This is a genomic window from Cellvibrio sp. GW822-FHT04B05, assembly GCF_058800985.1.
In genome coordinates, this window is record NZ_JBXAMU010000002.1 from 519028 (window position 1) to 536365 (window position 17338).

Here is a 17338-nt window from a genome sequence, read left to right on the forward strand (position 1 = left end):
CTGCTCGATTCATCAATATAGCGACCGCCTGACAATTGTCACAAGACAATAGTGACTTTCGAGGCTGGCATCGCCATGGATTAAGGATCAGACTAACCTGATGACGCAGAGAATGAATTATCAAATGGTCATCAGGAAGAATCGCAACGGACAGGCAGCGGATACATAATAGACTGATATCAATACCATCACGCAGACAACACTATGAATCACAATACCAACCAATGCATAGGCTCCATTCACTCTGCCAAATCCTGGGTTTGGCTGATATTCAGCCTTTGGTATTTTGTGCCCATTTATTACATGCCATTCAGTGGCACAGCTTATGTTTTGCTCATAGGCGTCTACTGCGTGTTTGTCGCGCTTTATTTATGGGCGATAACCCTGCAATCGCGCCATATCTGGAAACCGATTTTGGCATTAACGATTCTCGCTATTGCAATTACCCCCTACACTCCCGGGTCCAGTACTTTTTTTTCCTACATCGGATTTCTGATCGGATATTTTTATCGCACCAGAATCTGGATGACCATCCTCGCTGGCTTGGTATTAATAATCGCAGCCATGCATTTTTATTTTAATTACCAATTTCCATTCTTTGCCCTTCCCGCTCTTTCAGGTCTGGTTACCATCAGCATCATCGGTTACGTTGAAAGAATTCGCATGGAAGCGCGCACCAGCCAATTAAAAAGCCGGCAAGAAATTGAACAGCTCGCAGTGATCGCCGAACGCGAACGCATTGCACGCGACCTGCACGATATCCTCGGCCATACCTTATCGAGCATTGCATTGAAAGCGGAGCTGGCTGAAAAGTTATTGGCCCAGGAAAAATTGGATAACGCCAAACAACATTTGTCTGAACTGCATCAAATTGCGCGTAATAGTTTGAGCCTGGTACGTCAGACAGTATCGGGTTACAAACATCGCGGCCTTTCTGGTGAGGTGATGGAACTCTGCGAGAAGTTGCGCCAAAACGGTTTTTTGGTCGACCTTAATGGGGAAATCCCCCAACTTTCCCCGCGCGCCGAAACAGCAATCATTTTGGCCTTGACCGAACTCACGACAAATATCTTGCGCCACAGCAATGGCAATCATTGCCAGATTGAATTCCAACAGAGTTGCGACAAAATTTTAGTGCGTATGCGCGATAACGGTGCGGTTAAATCATTGATTCCCGGCAATGGTTTGCAAGGTATACAAGAGCGGCTCAACGCACTGACGGGCGATTTGCAATCCTCTATTAGTAAAGGCTGTGAATTTATTATTTCCTTGCCACGCAAGGAATTGCACCAGCAAGACTAGACGTTAAACATTGCACCTGAAAAAAGAGTACACCTGAAACAAGGGCGCATTTTAGGCAAGAGTAAACGGGACTATGAAAATTTTATTGGCTGAAGATCAATCAATGGTGCGCGGCGCATTAGCTGCCTTGCTCGGCATGGAAGAGGGATTTGAAATTACCCAAGCGGAAGACGGCGATCGCGCCTGGCTGCTGATGAAACAAAACAGTTACGACATTTTACTGACCGACATTGAAATGCCCGGCCGATCCGGTCTTGAATTGGCACAGTGGGTTTTACAACAAAAATTGCCAACCAAGACTATTATTATTACCACCTTTGGCCGCTCCGGTTATATTCGCCGCGCTATTGATATGGGCGTTGCCGGATTTTTATTGAAAGACGCACCCTCAGAGCAATTGATCCAGGCCATCTACAAAGTCATGGATGGAAAGCGTGTTATTGATGGTGAACTCGCCATGATGGCATTGGGTGAAAGTGATCCGCTCAACGATAAAGAACGCCGTGCCCTGCGCTTGGCCGCCGAGGGAAAAACCACTGCGGAGATTGCTACCGTATTGTGTCTATCCGAAGGAACTGTGCGCAATTATCTCTCTGAGGCCATTGCCAAACTGCATGCGGCCAACCGCGTAGATGCCGCACGCATCGCCCGCCAAAAAGGCTGGATCTGATAGCCAAAAGGTTAGGATCCAAAGATTGCCAGCTTGTATGCAAGTTTACGAATTTTATCCCGCCCGATATTCCTGTAGCAGCAAAATGGCTGCTAGAATCCCCTTAAGCTGCTGTTCCGGCAGCGACTCATCACAGCGATAACGACCGATAAAAAATCAGTAAGACCGAGTGGTATAACTGACCGAGGCAAAACACATCGGAATCAGCAGCCGCTTGTGCACCACGTCCACCCCATAACCTACAAAAAAACAGGGAAACCTAGCATGCAGACTGACACTATCCGGCAATTGCCGGAGTACGCGGCCCTGACCCGCGCACGCAAAAAAATTATGTGGCCCCTATCATTGGCTGTCATTGTTGCCTACTTCGCACTGATCCTCACTATCGCGTTTGAACCTGCCCTACTCGGCAATCCTATAGGGAATGGTGTTACCTCCATCGGTATGGTGCTGGGGCTTGGCATCATTCTCTTTTGTATGGTAATCACCGGCATTTATGTCTACTACGCGAACCGCGTCTTAGAGCCGTTGACCCAGGCGATTGTGAAAAAAGCAGGAGGCAAAGCATGAAATACAATGCACCTCTCGCACTCATATTATCGGCAATGGCAACGTGCGCCTGGGCGCAGGCTAGCAGCGAAAAAAGTGTCAATACGATTGCCATCATTATGTTCCTGGCGTTCGTCGCTGTAACACTCGGCATTACCTATTGGGCAGCACGCCGAACCAAAACTGCCAGCGATTTTTACGCTGCTGGCGGCGGTATTACCGGATTCCAAAACGGCCTCGCCATTGCGGGCGATTACATGTCGGCTGCATCTTTTTTAGGGATTGCGGGATTGGTATACACATCCGGCTTTGATGGCTTGATTTATGCGATTGGATTTTTAGTCGGCTGGCCAATTGTACTGGTGCTCATCGCAGAACCGCTGCGCAACCTGGGCAAATACACATTTGCGGATGTAGCGTCATTCAGGCTACAACAAAAGCCCATTCGCATACTCGCCGCCAGCGGCTCATTGGTTACCGTTATATTTTATTTAATTGCGCAGATGGTCGGCGCCGGCAAATTAATTGAATTGCTATTTGGTTTGCCTTACGAAGCGGCAGTAGTGATCGTTGGCGTATTGATGACACTCTACGTAACCTTTGGCGGAATGCTCGCCACTACCTGGGTGCAATTAATAAAAGCGATTTTATTATTGTCCGGCGCATCGCTGATGGCAATTTTGGTGATGGCGCAATTTGGCTTCAGTTTTGAAAGCCTGTTTTCCGAAGCAGTAAAAGTCCACGCAAAAGCAGATGCGATTATGGCACCAGGGACTTTAGTCAGCGATCCTATTTCGGCAATTTCACTCGGCATCGCATTGATGTTTGGTACTGCCGGCTTGCCGCATATTTTGATGCGTTTCTTCACCGTGAAAGATGCCGTACAAGCGCGTCGCTCGGTATTTTATGCAACAGGATTTATCGGCTATTTCTATATCCTCACTTTCATCATCGGCTTCGGCGCGATTATTCTGCTGCTGAAAAATCCGGACTACTTCAGCGAGGGTGCATTGATTGGCGGTGCCAATATGGCGGCGATCCATTTGTCCCACGCTTTGGGTGGCGATGTATTGCTGGGCTTTATTTCAGCAGTGGCCTTCGCCACGATTCTCGCGGTGGTATCAGGTTTGACCCTGGCAGGTTCAAGCGCCATCTCCCATGACCTTTACGCAACCTTGGTATTAAAAGGTAATCACGACGAGAAAAAAGAAATCCGTGCATCACGTATCGCCACCGTTTGCCTCGGTGTAATTGCGGTGTTGCTCGGCATCGTCTTTGAAAAACAAAACGTTGCGTTTATGGTAGGCCTTGCATTCTGCGTTGCCGCCAGTGCTAACTTTCCTATCCTGCTGCTGAGTATGTACTGGCGAAAACTGACCACACGCGGCGCTGTTATCGGTGGTGGTTTAGGGTTGTTCACGGCGGTGATTCTCGTCGTGCTTGGCCCAACTGTCTGGGTGGATGCATTCGGATTTACCGACGCAATTTTCCCTTACAAGTATCCAGCAATATTTTCGGTAAGCATGGCATTTATCGGCATTTGGTTTTTCTCTATCACCGATAAATCAGCGGCAGCAGCGACTGAACAAGCATCGTTTGATGCACAATTTGTGCGTTCGCAAACCGGGATTGGAGCATCTGAAGCTTCACAGCATTAAGCTGCACAATTGGCAGCTGCAAGTGCATCCGGTTAGATGCACTTGCAGTTGTTGATACTCAAGGAGGGAATTAATTATTGGTAATAGGCGTGTCTTCAATAAGCGGCAATTAAAGCCCGCACGGCGATGGTAATGCCGGGTTTTGTTCTTTCACATTGTCGATATAAGCCACTTTTTTACTGCGCATATCGGCGATTTGCGCTTCCACTTCCGCCGTAGTGATGGCTACCCCTTCCTGGAAAAATACCCAATCGATATCTTCCTGATATTCACGCAGTTCAGGAGAGTCCACCGGTCCCTGAGAACCGTCAGCGCCCTTGGGCATAAACCACAAGTTAAAGTTGATCGACATAAAATCTTCCGGGTATACAGCGCTGGTGTGTTCGGAGAATAATTTGCCATCGACATAGTAAGTGACTTTGTTGTCGGCAACGGTTAACACCAGCGTCCGCCAACCGGCATAACTACCTTCTTGGCGAGTGAACTCATTCACTTTGGTCCAGGGCTCCAACTGGAAAGTATCCCACGTGGTAGTCCACATCGCAGGTTTGGTATTTTCGCCCCAACCACCGTTCGGCAGATATTCAAAATCGGTCTCGCTGTAATCTTTATCCATGGGTGCTTTGAGTGGGCTGATGGCGTAGAAGGTCTGGATAACTTCATCCCCATCCGGTCCCGAGCTCGGCTCATCGCGGAAAAAAATGCGCGCGGCGTAGGTGCCCTCGCGATATTTACGCGCATGGCAAAATTGCGTGTGACGGGTTTTTTCACCGGTACCATTGGTGACCGAACTCATTCTGACTGCACCTGCTTCGGTATCCGGAATATCCGCATGGAAAGACAAGCCCTCTGCCGACCAGGTCGCCCCTTTGATGCCCGGATGACCGGTTTCGGTTCTTACCTTCCAGCCATTGTTATGGAATGCGTTAATATCCTGATAACTGAAATCGTCAAAAAAAACTGCTGCTGTCGCAGGAACTGTCACGGGAACTGCAGCAGGTTCTACTGCTTTGGTTTCTGCTGGTGTGGATGCTTGTTCGATTGTCGAGTCAGTTTTCGAATCGCAGCCGACAAACGCAATTGATGCAGTGAGAATGCTGGCAAAAAAAATACGATGGTGCCCCATATTGTTATCCTATCGTCGTGGTTGATTATTGGTGATTACTTGCAAAAGGTAAATTTCTCGCATTACAGACAACGTTGTCAAATCATTCACTACAGGAAATCGGGAATTTAACGTGGATTTACATAAGTTAATCCAAAGTGAAAATGTCTGTTTCACTTTAAGGCCAATTGGCAAGCATTGGCCGATTAAAAATCGGGAGGCGATTCTACAAATACCAGTTGCCCTGACACAGGGTGGGCAAACTGGAGATCAGTCGCATGCAACAGCAACCGATCAGTCGCTTTGGCATAATCACCGCCATAGAATTCGCATCCCAGAATAGGATGCCCTATCGCCTGCAGGTGCAAACGCAGTTGATGGGAGCGCCCGGTAATCGGGTGCAGAAATACCCGTGTTGTTCCCGCCGCTGGATCATGAGCCAGGACGCGGTATTCGGTAATCGAGGGTTTGCCTGTCGCTTGGCAGATTTTGTATTTAGGCCCCTCGGCGGAGGCGATAGGCAAATCGATAATCCTCTCATCTCGTTCTATTAATCCCGCAACCACCGCGGTGTAATGTTTGCTTACCGTACGCGCCTGGAATTGCTTGCTGATATGGGAGAGCGCAGGCTTATTAAGCGGAATCACCATCACCCCGGAGGTATCAAAATCCAGCCGATGGACAATCTCGGCACCGGCATAATCAGGTAACAGCCGACTAATCACCGAATCGCGGTTTTGCGGATGGCGACCCGGTACGCTGAGCAAGCGCGCAGGCTTGTTAATCAGGAGGAAATCCTGTGTTTCTTGTAAGATTTCTATCTCTCCATCACAGGGTGGGAGAATGAATAATTGCTCAATATCCGGTTGCATAAGTGAAATCGATAATAGATAGACAAAAAATCAATAACGCCATAATACCAGCTCAAACCCAATAAACTTGCGTGTCATAACCTACAGGAACAAAGTTAGTCACAAAGGTTTGTTCACTTCGGTATAGGCTACTGCTATCGTGCCGCCGCAACAGTCGCTGAAAAACCACTTTTCCTGTATTATTTGCGCCTCGATTTTTAGCCTACAGAGCCATTCCAACCGTGATGGCCTTTACCTTTGCCATTCCGTGTGGCTTACATTTGATAGGTATTTAGCTCCATGTATATCTACGACGATTACGACCACAGCATTCTGCGCCAGCGTATCGCCCAGTTCCGTGGCCAGACCGAACGCTTCCTTGCAGGGGAGCTTCCGCCCGAACAGTTCTTGCCATTGCGCTTGCAAAATGGCCTTTACGTACAACGTTTGGCGCCCATGCTGCGCATCAACGTCCCCTACGGGATGATCAACTCTACCCAACTGCGCAAGCTGGCCCATATCGCCCGCCATTACGATAAAGGCTACTGCCATGTCAGTACTCGTCAAAACATCCAATACAATTGGCCGGATCTGACCGAAGTACCGGATATCCTCTCCGAATTGGCCGAAGTAGGAATGCACGGCACCCAGTCCAGCGGTAACTGCATCCGCAACACTACGTCCGATCAGTTTGCCGGCGTCGCGCCCGATGAAGTCATCGATCCGCGCCCTTACTGCGAAATTATTCGCCAGTGGTCCAGCTTCCACCCTGAATTCGCATTCTTGCCGCGCAAATTCAAAATCGCCGTTACCGGTTCAACGCAAGACCGCGCCGCCGTGCAAGTGCACGATATCGGCCTGGAAGTTGTATTCAACGATAAAGGCGAAGTGGGCTTTAAAGTGTTTGTCGGTGGCGGCTTGGGCCGTACACCGGTTATCGGTGTGGCGATTCGTGAATTCCTGCCGGAAGAAGATTTGCTCTCTTACCTCGAAGCGATTTTGCGTGTGTACAACCTCTTCGGTCGTCGCGATAACAAATACAAAGCCCGTATCAAAATTCTGGTGCGCGCGCTAACGCCAGAGGTCTTTGCCCAAAAAGTGGAAGATGAATGGCAACATTTGAAAGATGGTTACAACAAGCTGACGCAGGCAGAAATACAACGCGCTAAAGGCTTCTTCACTGCACCGGCTTATGAGCAAATTGATAACGCTGCTGCGCAAGCAGCGGTAGATGCACAAGCTGCTGATAGCGTTGCTTTCAGCAAATGGTTGCAACGCAATATACGCGAACACAAAATTCCCGGTTATGCGTCAGTTACCCTCTCGCTGAAACCAACCGGCGTTGCGCCTGGTGATATCACCGATTCGCAACTGGAAATTATCGCAAACCTTGCTGATAAATACAGTTTCGGCGAAGCGCGCACAACACACGAACAAAATATCGTACTTGCCGATGTGAAAAAGACCGAGCTGTTTGCTTTGTGGCAAGAATGTAAAGCGGCCGGTTTTGCGACCCCCAACATCGGTACTATTACCGATATCATTTGCTGTCCCGGCGGTGATTTCTGCTCACTCGCTAATGCCAAATCAATTCCGATTGCCGAAGCTATCCAACGCCAATTTGATGATCTGGATTATGTCTATGATCTTGGCGATATCGACCTGAATATTTCCGGTTGCATGAATGCTTGCGGTCATCATCACGTCGGCCATATCGGTATTCTCGGTGTAGACAAATCCGGCAAAGAATTCTATCAGGTACAGTTGGGCGGCAGCGCCAGCAACGACGCATCACTCGGCGATGTACTTGGTCCCTCATTCGGTGCTGATGATATGCCTGCGGTTATCCAGAAAATTGTGGATGTGTACGTCGCCAATCGCACTGCGGAAGAATTATTTATCGATACCTATCGCCGTATAGGTGCAGCTCCCTTCAAGGAGAAAGTCTATGCAAAAGCTAATTAAAGATGGCCTTATCCAGGATGATACCTGGACACTGGTTGCCAAAGCCGAAGGTGAAGCAGCAGCAATTGAAATACCTGCAGGCCAGGTGTTGATTCCAGTTGCAGTGTGGCTCGCGCAAAAAAACCAATTGCAAAACCGCTCAGATATAGGTGTATGGTTTGATAGCGATGAAGGTGCTGAATTGATCGGTGACGATGCAAATCGTTTTGCGGTAATCGGCGTAAACTTCCCGCTGTTTATGGATGGTCGCTCATTCTCAACCGCGCGTTTGTTGCGCGAGCGTTATGGCTTTACCGGTGAGTTGCGCGCAGTGGGTAATTTTATTCGCGATCAACTTTGTTATCTGCGCCGCTGCGGTGTAAATGCATTTGCATTTGCCAACCCGGAAACCAATCTGGAAGAGGCAGTAAAATCGCTCAGCGATTTACAGGAATATTACCAAGCGTCGGTTGATCAACCGCTGCCACTGTTCCGTCGTCGCGCGTAATATTGTAATCCGCACATAAAAAACGCCGCTGTTGTGATGACAGCGGCGTTTTTTATTGCGTAGCAATTTATACGCGGCACAGTTTTTTAACGACTAAAGAAGGCACGGATATTATCTGCTTCAGCCAAAGTATCCTGCCTTCCCAACTCCATTAACTCAGTAATAAATTCGTTGGAAAACAATAAATAACTCGCTGCTGTTGCGCCTCCACCTTTTGCGGTAGCACCAATCGCGCGCAAGAAAAATCGCAAACTTTTTGGCAGGTAACGCACATTACGCCCGGCGATACTATCAATAGGCGATGAGGGAGAAATCACCATATTCTCAACCGGTCGCAATATAATTCCCTCGCGCATACGTACATCTTCCGGAATCAATTTTAACAATTCATTCATGCGCTGCATGTGTTCCAAATCGCCTTCGAGTGCATCGACAAACGCGCTGTTAAATAAATGCCCAACAATCTGCCCCATGGATGGCGAGTGACGGTGTGGTACACGTCGACTGGCTTTGGGAGCGCGGTTACCACTCACCCCCACCACAAACAACGCATCCGCACCCAGATGCAATGCCGGACTAATCGGCGCCAACTGACGCAGCGCACCATCACCAAAATATTCACGGTTGATACGCACAGCAGGAAAAATGGTAGGAATTGCAGAAGAAGCAAGTAAATGCTCAAGGCGTAAATGCGTCGCCACGCCGCTGCGGCGATAACGCGACCACCCTTGCAACGCCGGACTACCTTGAAAAAAACTCACCGAGTGCCCGGAGGTATAACCCATTGCCGACACACTCACTGCAAGTAATTTTCCGCTCTCGACAGAATGATTAATATTTTCGAAATTAATTTTTGAGCCGAGCAAATTCCACAGAGGTGCGTTGTCCAGTAAAGATAAAGGACGGCGACGGCCCACGCCCTCATTAAACAATGAAAGTCCGAGATAACCGAGGCCTTTAAAAATATCGCCCCAACCGTGCAAATAAACCTGCCCAATATCCAGGTTTTGCCACATATAGGCGAGTGCATTGACTGCCGATTTGAAATTACCTTTATGCGCTGCAATCGCCAACGCATTGATGGCTCCCGCAGAAGTACCACAAATAATAGGAAAAGGATTTTCACAGTCATCTGGCAGAACATCCGCAAGGGCTTGCAACACCCCGACTTGATAAGCAGCACGGGCACCACCGCCAGATAAAATCAATGCTGTTTTCATAAACGCTTCTTATAGACAGATATTTTTATTTAGCATTACCAAGGGGGTTATCTAATTTGATAAAGCTGTATTACTTTGAGGTTAGCAGCTGACGCTTCTTTTGGCGCAAAAAACTTTTCGAGCAGCAGAAATAAAAAAGCACCTGAAGCAGGTGCTTTCCTAACAGCAAATCAATTTTATTCCGGCCGGACTAACAATAATGCGCCTTGCACTGCCACCACGTGAGCGCGACTACCGACGGCAACAGGCTCGCTGTGCGCCGCATCAAGACGCGCTTGCCAATCGATACCGGAGTAAGCAACCGTACCCTGATCGCGAGTAATTAATTGGGTCACCGGTAAAACTTTGCCGATCATATCGCTACTTGTATCGCGACCAATGCCGGCGTTTTGAAAAGCCTTTAATGGTTTCCACAATAATGCAGCACTTAATGCAGCCAAAACAGCCACGCTAAACACTTCCATTTCCCAACCGCTGATCATGCCGATGGAAACCATAACTCCTGTTAGCAAGCAGCCCAATGCTAAAAATAATAAAGGCCCACTCATTCCCAATACACTTAGCTCGGCAACCAAACAAATGCCTGCTATCGCATAGAGGAGGTGATCCTGATTCTGCGCAAAATGATCAATCAAGCCCATAGCTCTTTTCCAACCATTAGAAGCGAGTTGCTTGTGCGGAATTTATTGAGGAAGACACTGCCATCGCTTGCGCAACGGTCGTGGTAATATTTTCGCTGGTTTTACCATCGGTCAATACCACAGTGCCTTTTTGCGCAATGGCCTTGTGCGCATCAATTGCCCCTTGCGCCAGATTCAAAGCAACTGCTTTTTGCCCTTCTTCAGTCGCCGCTGATTTACCAATTGTGGTCAGCGCTTCTGCTTCAGCAATCGCGACCAGGCGGATGGCTTCTGCTTTACCGGTAGCTTCCAGAATTTGTGCTTCTTTGCTCGCTTCTGCTGCAAGAACCTGCTCCGCTTTAGCAGCCTCTGCATCGAGAACACGTGCCTGCTTTTGGCCTTCTGCTGTGGTAATTGCAGCGATTTTAACACCCTCAGCCGTTAAGATTGCCGAGCGCTTTTGCCGCTCCGCAGTCATTTGTTTTTCCATGTCTTCTTTAATTGACGGAGGAATAGTAATTTCCAGCAACTCAAAACGTAAAACAATCAAGCCCCAAGGTTCAGTCGCGCCCTGCATTGCCTCCTGAATTTTCGCATTGATGGCCGACCGGTTTTGAAAGCAATCATCCAACTCCATCGAGCCGATCGCATTACGCATGGAGGTCATGGCGAGTTGCGTACAGGCCAATTTGTAATCGGTAATATTGTTGGTTGCCGCTGCCGCATCAATCACTTTGATAAATAGTACACCGTCAATACTCAACGCAATGTTGTCTTTGGTGATCGCCGATTGTTTCGGGATGACTAAAGACTGCTCTTTTAAATTACGATCAGCCTCTACAGACTCAACGTAGGGGATAATAAAATTTAAACCCGAACTTAGCGTCTTCGTATATTTACCAAAACGATAAATAACATAACCGCGGTTCTGCGGCACAAAGTGAATACCTTTTTTCAAGGTATAAAGCAACACCAACGCAACCCAGAAAGCCGGGCTGGTGAGAAGAGAAAGTAACGCATCCATAATGAGATCCTGAGTGGTGATACGATGAAGCAGTGCTGCGATTTAACCCCGGTTTCTATTAACGAGCGATTAACTCTTTTTAGCCGTATTGCCCTTGGCGATTTCCTGATCGCGCAATTCGCGGCGCAAAATTTTCCCCACATTGGTTTTGGGCAACTCTTTGCGGAATTCGATCAGATGCGGAACCTTGTAGGCGGTCAACGATTCTTTAGCAAATGTACGCACTTGCTCAATCGTAAGTTGCTCATTGGCAGTGACAATAAATGCTTTGACCGTTTCACTACCATCCCCATCGGGAACACCGACAACTGCAACTTCTACAATATCGGGATGGCCGCTTAACGCGTCTTCCACTTCATTAGGGAATACTTTGAATCCGCTCACATTGATCATGTCTTTTTTGCGGTCAACAATTTTGATGTAGCCATCTGGTTGAATCACGGCAATATCACCCGTCTTAAACCAGCCATCGGCATCAATCACTTCTGCAGTTGCATCCGGCCGTTGCCAGTAACCCTTCATCACTTGCGGCCCTTGCACACAAAGTTCACCTGCTTCGCCCGAAGGCAAACTGTTGCCGGCATCATCAATTACTTTGCAATTCGTATCAATCAACGGCAAACCGACAGTTCCGTACTGCACATTCTCAACCGGATTATTGGATACGACCGGAGAAGTTTCCGTCAACCCATAACCTTCACTGATGGGTGCTTTGGTCAGCTCTCCCCAATGACGGTTTGTCTCTGCGGTCAATGCCATGCCACCGGAGCACGTAAGGCGTAAATGGCTAAAATCCAATTCACAAAAATCTTTATTACGCATCAACGCATTAAATAAGGTATTCAAGCCCACAAAAAATGTGAATGGTTTTCCCTTCAAGGTTTTTACAAAAGCGGGAATATCACGTGGGTTAGGAATTAATAAATTATGATTTCCCAACGCCACTGCAGATGTGCAGTGAATAGTAAACGAGTAAATATGGTAAAGCGGCAAGGGAGCGACGTAGAACTCCTGCCGTGGACGAAAAATATTTTTCATTCGCTCATTCAGTTGCGCCATATTGGCAACCAGATTTCGATGCGTAAGCATCGCACCTTTGGCGACACCGGTGGTTCCACCCGTGTATTGCAGCACCGCAATGTCATCCGGTGTTTGCGCTACGGGTTGCCAGGGTTTGGTTGCGAGTTCGAGTGTTTTGTTAAACGCAATCTGATTGGGGAACTCAAATGGCGGCACCATTTTTTTAAGGTGTTTTACGGCAAAATTTAGCAATACGCGTTTGAGTGGCGAATGCAAATCGGCAAGCTCGGTGACGATGACTTGCTCGACACCGGTATCTTCAATAATGGCAGCTGCGTTTTTCGCAATATTGGCCAATACTACTAACGCTTTAGCGCCTGAGTCCTTCAATTGGTGTTTTATTTCATGCGCTGTATAAAGTGGATTGGTATTAACAACCACCATACCGGCGCGCAGTGCGCCAAAAACCGCTACGGGATATTGCAAAATATTGGGCAACTGCACCGCGATTCTATCGCCAGGTTTTAACGTGGTGTGCTGTTGTAAATAAGCAGCAAAACGACCTGAGAGTCGATCCAGATCGGCATAAGTCAATGTGCGATCCATGCAGGTGAACGCATTGTTCTCAGCATATTCTTTACAGGATTCCGCAAAGACGTCTGTAAGTGTTCTGTTGTAATTCAATGACATTCGACATTCTCCACGTTCATTATTGTATCGATATTATTATACCGACATTAAAATTCATCACCGGCCAAACTCATCAAGTTATTCGCACCGGATTCTATCGCCCTAACCAAACTAATCGTGCGCGGCAGTATGCGGGCAAAATAAAAATCAGCGGCAGCCAGTTTTGTGCGATAGAAACCGGGATCGGAAATGGGTTGCGCAAGTTGTTCAAGTGCGGTTTTCTGAGCCTTGAGCCATAAAAATGCCAACACAAGATAGCCCGAATACATCAGATAATCTACCGCAGCGGCCCCGGTTTCATCCGCGTTGTGCTGCGCGCGTTCAGCGATGCACATACCAAGTTGCTGCCACTCCTGACTGAGTGTAGCTAATTGGGCAACATGTGGAGCGAGTTGTTCATTTCCATCGCAGGAGTGGCAAAAAAGCGTTATCTCATCAATGAGTGGTGAAAGTGTTTTGCCTCCAGAGCCAAGCACTTTGCGGCCTAACAAATCCAGAGCCTGAATCCCGGTGGTCCCTTCATACAAGGTGGCAATACGGCAATCGCGCAAATTTTGTTCGAGGCCCCATTCACGGATATACCCATGCCCGCCCAGACATTGCAGGGCAAGGTTGGCAGATTCAAAGCCCGCTTCTGTACTGAACGCTTTCACAATCGGCGTTAGCAGGCTCAACAAATCCGTAGCTCGCTGGCGCTCAATGGAAGCGCCGGAATGCTGGCTCACATCCATTTTAATGTTGGCGTAGTAACACAACATACGAATCCCCTCTACCAATGACTTTTGGGTTAGCAGCATACGGCGGATATCGGGATGGACAATGATAGGGTCGGCAGGTCCTTCACTATTTTTAATGCCCGTCAAAGACCGCATCTGCAGCCGTTCACGCGCATATAAGCGGGCTTTTTGATAACCCAGTTCCGCGTGTGCCAATCCCTGCAATCCCGAACCGATACGGGCAAGATTCATAAAGGTGAACATATGGTTCAACCCCTTATTCACCTCTCCCAGCAGCCAGCCTTTGGCGCCATCAAAATTCAATACGCAGGTGGCATTGCCGTGGATACCCATTTTCTTTTCCAGGGCGGTGCAATTGACCGCATTGGCGCCGGTGAGCGAACCATCATCAGCCACAATGATTTTCGGAACAATAAAGAGGGAAATACCTTTGGTGCCGGCAGGTGCATTCGGCAGGCGTGCAAGCACGATATGGACGATATTTTCGGCGAGGTCATGCTCCCCTGAGGAAATAAAAATCTTGGTGCCGGTGATGGTGTAGCTGCCGTCAGTTTGCGGTTCGGCGCGCACGCGCAACAAACCCAGATCGCTACCGGCTTGGGACTCCGTCAAGCACATGGTGCCCGTCCAACGACCTGAAATAAGCGCGGGAAGATACTGTTGCTTTTGCAATTGGGTACCATGAGTTTCGATGGTGTGCATGGCACCTTGCGATAAGCCGGCATACATTCCCCAAGCCCAATTGGGCGTGCCGAGAATTTCACTCAAAATTACACCGAGGGATTGTGGCAAGCCTTGTCCACCATACACAGTGGAACGCGACAACGTTGGCCAACCCGCCGCGCAATAATGTTCGTAGGCCTCCTTAAACCCTGTCGGCGTAACAACTTTGCCATCGCGCAGTTGGCAGCCTTGCTCATCACCAACAGGGCCAAGCGGAGCGAGCACTTGTTCGGCAAACCGTGCCGCCTCGCCGAAGAAAGCTTTGGTTAATTCGCGGTCCAGAGCAGCATGACCTATTGCGCGGCAATGGCCTGCGTAATCAAATAATTCAAAGAGGGTGAAATCGATATCGCGCAGCGGCGTTTGGTAATTGTTCATCCTTAACCACCCAGGTGAAAACCTGTTGATGAGTGAAACAGCGAGCTTTGGTGCTCGCTAACCGATTGATAATCTCATTATTTTTAGCATGTAGATGTTGGATTCTAGCGAATTACACCTGTACAGATGTACCCTTTATCGCAAATAGTTGCGTTTTTTAACCTTTCGAGAACTAAAAGTTTGAAACTTGAACAATTATGGGATTAGTCGTTGATTGGCTCCCAGGCCAACAAATCCAGTAATTGCGCAGTTACTGCTGCGGTAAAACCCCAAATCTCGTAGCCGTGATAATGATAGACGGGGATTTGAATCATTCTGCCATGCCGCTCGAAAGTATCTTCCCGCACTTGAATACCCTCTTTGAAAGCACTTAAAGGCACCAGAAAAATACTGTCCAACTCATCGGGGGATGCATACAAAGGCAACGCCGGATCAAAGCTGGCAACAAAGGGAGTTACGGGAGTTCCCGCGCGAGTATGGGATTGGGGTAAGCGTCCCAGCAGTTGGATTCCCGTACTCGGCAAACCTATTTCCTCATACACTTCGCGCTGGGCAGTAGCAAATAAATCACTATCGCCCTGCTCCCACATACCGCCCGGAAAACAAACCTCACCCGGATGCTGGCGCAAGTGCGCGGCGCGTTTGGTAAAAAGAAGCGCGGGATTATCGTCGTTGCTAATCAACACAATTACCGCCGCTTGCGGCGGTAGGACTTCGCTCAGGGGATCATGGATTAACTGTTGCGATAACGCATCGAATAACAAAGTGCTCATCGCAATACGTCCGGATCAGCGAGTTGCCAAACATCAAACGCGGGTTCTTCGTAAGGATGCGCTTCGCGCAATGCAATCACAGCTTCATTAATATATTCATCAGCGCAAACCATCTCTATCCGATATTCGGGGAGAGTCTCCAGCCGATTTTCGACACCGATGAATGGGGAGGCATTGGGAAGCGGACGAAACTGCCCTTGTCCGAGGACTTGCCAGCAGCATTGGTCGTAATCACCGATGCGGCCAGCTCCAGCAGCAAAGACTGCTGCTTTGACAAGATCGAGATGGGATTCGGGAACAAAGAAGACTAGTTTATACATCTACCCTGCTCCCAAATTTAGATGATGCGTATTAAATAACACGCACTGCAATTACGTGCTCCACCTTGGCAAGCGCGTCAATGACAGCAGCAGATGGAACTTGCTCAACATCGATAATGTTATAGGCCACATCACCGCGACTTTTGTTGACCATATCTACCACATTGACTTTATGATCAGCCAACACAGATAACACATGCCCCAACACGCCAGACACATTTTCATTCGAGAAAGTAATACGCGAACCTATAGCAGGTGAACGATCCATTGATACCGCCGGGAAGTTAACGGAATTTTTAATATTACCGTTCTCCAGATAATCCACCAGTTGGTCAGCCGCCATAATCGCACAATTCTCTTCCGCTTCTTCCGTGCTGGCGCCGATGTGCGGCATTGCATAAACATCTTTGCGATTAAGCAGGATTGGCTCAGGAAAATCACAAATATATTTACCCAAGTGACCGGCGTTCAGGCTATCGACAACAGCGTGAGCATCGACAATTGCTTCACGCGCAAAATTCAACAGAGTCGCGCCTTTCTTAGTAACTTTCAGCGTATCGGCATTCAACAAATGTTTGGTTGCCGGAATCGCAGGTACGTGCAAAGTGATGTAATCCGAGCGGGCCAACAACGACTGCAGGTTCTCCATACGACCAACCTGGCTCGGCAAACGCCACGCCGCTTCAACCGACAGTGCCGGATCAAAACCCACTACATTCATGCCCAAGGCAAGTGCGGCATCCGCAATCAACGAACCGATTGCACCCAGACCGACAATACCCAGCGTTTTGCCTTGTAACTCAAAACCGGCGAAGTTGGATTTTTCTTTTTCCAACAATTTTGACATCTCATCCGCATCGGTCATATGCGTCAATGTACTTACATATTCCATTCCCGGAAGTATGCCGCGCGAGCCAAGCAACATGCCGGCAAGCACCAACTCCTTTACCGCATTGGCATTTGCACCGGGCGAGTTAAATACCACAACACCTTTTTTGGTGTATTCATCTACCGGAACATTGTTGGTGCCTGCACCTGCACGCGCTACCGCTTTAACGCTAGCCGGCAAGTCTTCACCGTGGAGTTTATGGCTGCGCAGGATGTAAGCATCCGGATGGCCAATATCGCTGGCAACTTCATATTTTTCACGAGGGAAGCGATTTAAACCTCTTACAGAAATCGCGTTATATGTTTTTATTTTAAACATGATCATTAATCCTCAGAACGCTAACAAAAAGGCCGTGTA

16 protein-coding genes are annotated in these 17338 nt (G+C 48.4%); 6 read left to right on the forward strand and 10 right to left on the reverse strand.

Going from position 1 to position 17338, the window contains the following annotated elements:
* Nucleotides 1–204 precede the first annotated feature (204 nt).
* From AC1RJL_RS07825 to AC1RJL_RS07840, 4 genes are all read left to right on the forward strand, one after another.
* The gene (locus tag AC1RJL_RS07825; RefSeq protein WP_492912623.1) at nt 205–1302 is read left to right on the forward strand and encodes a sensor histidine kinase; all 1098 of its coding nucleotides are present in this window, start codon (nt 205–207) and stop codon (nt 1300–1302) included.
* Between the two features lie 73 nt (nt 1303–1375).
* On the forward strand, nt 1376–1972 hold the full coding sequence (locus tag AC1RJL_RS07830) for a response regulator transcription factor (protein WP_492912625.1): 597 nt from the start codon (nt 1376–1378) through the stop codon (nt 1970–1972).
* 264 nt (nt 1973–2236) lie between these two features.
* Complete coding sequence (locus tag AC1RJL_RS07835; RefSeq protein WP_492912627.1) at nt 2237–2542, forward strand: DUF485 domain-containing protein; 306 nt, start codon at nt 2237–2239, stop codon at nt 2540–2542.
* On the forward strand, nt 2539–4179 hold the full coding sequence (locus AC1RJL_RS07840) for a cation acetate symporter (protein WP_492912629.1): 1641 nt from the start codon (nt 2539–2541) through the stop codon (nt 4177–4179). Before AC1RJL_RS07835 ends, AC1RJL_RS07840 begins: the two co-directional genes overlap by 4 nt.
* Nucleotides 4180–4288: 109 nt before the next feature.
* On the opposite strand, the gene AC1RJL_RS07845 is transcribed toward AC1RJL_RS07840, so the two are convergent.
* Together AC1RJL_RS07845 and AC1RJL_RS07850 are read right to left on the reverse strand one after the other, a co-directional pair.
* On the reverse strand, nt 4289–5305 hold the full coding sequence (locus AC1RJL_RS07845) for a glycoside hydrolase family 16 protein (protein WP_492912631.1): 1017 nt from the start codon (nt 5303–5305) through the stop codon (nt 4289–4291).
* Nucleotides 5306–5490: 185 nt separating this feature from the next.
* On the reverse strand, nt 5491–6156 hold the full coding sequence (locus AC1RJL_RS07850) for an RluA family pseudouridine synthase (protein WP_492912633.1): 666 nt from the start codon (nt 6154–6156) through the stop codon (nt 5491–5493).
* Between the two features lie 279 nt (nt 6157–6435).
* Here AC1RJL_RS07850 and AC1RJL_RS07855 point away from each other — a divergent pair, with 279 nt between their 5' ends.
* Complete coding sequence (locus AC1RJL_RS07855; RefSeq protein ID WP_492912635.1) at nt 6436–8100, forward strand: nitrite/sulfite reductase; 1665 nt, start codon at nt 6436–6438, stop codon at nt 8098–8100.
* Complete coding sequence (locus AC1RJL_RS07860; protein ID WP_492912637.1) at nt 8084–8587, forward strand: DUF934 domain-containing protein; 504 nt, start codon at nt 8084–8086, stop codon at nt 8585–8587. Before AC1RJL_RS07855 ends, AC1RJL_RS07860 begins: the two co-directional genes overlap by 17 nt.
* An 86-nt stretch (nt 8588–8673) precedes the next feature.
* Here the strand turns inward: AC1RJL_RS07860 and AC1RJL_RS07865 are convergent, their stop codons facing one another.
* The 8 genes from AC1RJL_RS07865 to AC1RJL_RS07900 all read right to left on the reverse strand — a co-directional run bounded on the left by AC1RJL_RS07865 (nt 8674) and on the right by AC1RJL_RS07900 (nt 17299).
* The gene (locus AC1RJL_RS07865) at nt 8674–9807 is read right to left on the reverse strand and encodes a patatin-like phospholipase family protein (protein ID WP_492912639.1); all 1134 of its coding nucleotides are present in this window, start codon (nt 9805–9807) and stop codon (nt 8674–8676) included.
* 176 nt (nt 9808–9983) lie between these two features.
* The gene (locus tag AC1RJL_RS07870; protein WP_492912641.1) at nt 9984–10448 is read right to left on the reverse strand and encodes an NfeD family protein; all 465 of its coding nucleotides are present in this window, start codon (nt 10446–10448) and stop codon (nt 9984–9986) included.
* Between the two features lie 16 nt (nt 10449–10464).
* Nucleotides 10465–11451 carry an SPFH domain-containing protein gene (locus AC1RJL_RS07875; RefSeq protein ID WP_492912643.1) on the reverse strand — a complete coding sequence of 329 codons (987 nt, stop codon included), beginning with the start codon at nt 11449–11451 and terminating at the stop codon, nt 10465–10467.
* Nucleotides 11452–11520: 69 nt separating this feature from the next.
* Entirely contained in the window at nt 11521–13161 is a 1641-nt protein-coding gene (locus AC1RJL_RS07880) for an AMP-binding protein (protein ID WP_492912645.1), read from the reverse strand.
* Between the two features lie 47 nt (nt 13162–13208).
* Nucleotides 13209–14999 (reverse strand): acyl-CoA dehydrogenase C-terminal domain-containing protein, encoded by a 1791-nt coding sequence (locus AC1RJL_RS07885; RefSeq protein WP_492912647.1) that lies wholly within the window; start codon nt 14997–14999, stop codon nt 13209–13211.
* 203 nt (nt 15000–15202) lie between these two features.
* Entirely contained in the window at nt 15203–15772 is a 570-nt protein-coding gene (locus tag AC1RJL_RS07890) for an NUDIX hydrolase (protein WP_492912649.1), read from the reverse strand.
* Nucleotides 15769–16092, reverse strand: a complete 324-nt coding sequence (locus AC1RJL_RS07895; RefSeq protein WP_492912651.1) for a YqfO family protein — start codon at nt 16090–16092, stop codon at nt 15769–15771. The genes AC1RJL_RS07890 and AC1RJL_RS07895 overlap by 4 nt, the downstream gene beginning before the upstream one ends.
* 31 nt (nt 16093–16123) lie before the next feature.
* Entirely contained in the window at nt 16124–17299 is a 1176-nt protein-coding gene (locus AC1RJL_RS07900; protein WP_492912653.1) for a phosphoglycerate dehydrogenase, read from the reverse strand.
* Between the last annotated feature and the right edge of the window lie 39 nt (nt 17300–17338).

What these genes read in the sequence shown, in the direction of transcription:
- AC1RJL_RS07825 (WP_492912623.1), top strand. Translation starts at nt 205, where the DNA reads ATGAATCACAATACCAACCAATGCATAGGCTCCATTCACTCTGCCAAA.
- AC1RJL_RS07830 (WP_492912625.1), top strand. Translation starts at nt 1,376, where the DNA reads ATGAAAATTTTATTGGCTGAAGATCAATCAATGGTGCGCGGCGCATTA.
- AC1RJL_RS07835 (WP_492912627.1), top strand. Translation starts at nt 2,237, where the DNA reads ATGCAGACTGACACTATCCGGCAATTGCCGGAGTACGCGGCCCTGACC.
- AC1RJL_RS07840 (WP_492912629.1), top strand. Translation starts at nt 2,539, where the DNA reads ATGAAATACAATGCACCTCTCGCACTCATATTATCGGCAATGGCAACG.
- AC1RJL_RS07845 (WP_492912631.1), bottom strand. Translation starts at nt 5,305, where the DNA reads ATGGGGCACCATCGTATTTTTTTTGCCAGCATTCTCACTGCATCAATT.
- AC1RJL_RS07850 (WP_492912633.1), bottom strand. Translation starts at nt 6,156, where the DNA reads ATGCAACCGGATATTGAGCAATTATTCATTCTCCCACCCTGTGATGGA.
- AC1RJL_RS07855 (WP_492912635.1), top strand. Translation starts at nt 6,436, where the DNA reads ATGTATATCTACGACGATTACGACCACAGCATTCTGCGCCAGCGTATC.
- AC1RJL_RS07860 (WP_492912637.1), top strand. Translation starts at nt 8,084, where the DNA reads ATGCAAAAGCTAATTAAAGATGGCCTTATCCAGGATGATACCTGGACA.
- AC1RJL_RS07865 (WP_492912639.1), bottom strand. Translation starts at nt 9,807, where the DNA reads ATGAAAACAGCATTGATTTTATCTGGCGGTGGTGCCCGTGCTGCTTAT.
- AC1RJL_RS07870 (WP_492912641.1), bottom strand. Translation starts at nt 10,448, where the DNA reads ATGGGCTTGATTGATCATTTTGCGCAGAATCAGGATCACCTCCTCTAT.
- AC1RJL_RS07875 (WP_492912643.1), bottom strand. Translation starts at nt 11,451, where the DNA reads ATGGATGCGTTACTTTCTCTTCTCACCAGCCCGGCTTTCTGGGTTGCG.
- AC1RJL_RS07880 (WP_492912645.1), bottom strand. Translation starts at nt 13,161, where the DNA reads ATGTCATTGAATTACAACAGAACACTTACAGACGTCTTTGCGGAATCC.
- AC1RJL_RS07885 (WP_492912647.1), bottom strand. Translation starts at nt 14,999, where the DNA reads ATGAACAATTACCAAACGCCGCTGCGCGATATCGATTTCACCCTCTTT.
- AC1RJL_RS07890 (WP_492912649.1), bottom strand. Translation starts at nt 15,772, where the DNA reads ATGAGCACTTTGTTATTCGATGCGTTATCGCAACAGTTAATCCATGAT.
- AC1RJL_RS07895 (WP_492912651.1), bottom strand. Translation starts at nt 16,092, where the DNA reads ATGTATAAACTAGTCTTCTTTGTTCCCGAATCCCATCTCGATCTTGTC.
- AC1RJL_RS07900 (WP_492912653.1), bottom strand. Translation starts at nt 17,299, where the DNA reads ATGTTTAAAATAAAAACATATAACGCGATTTCTGTAAGAGGTTTAAAT.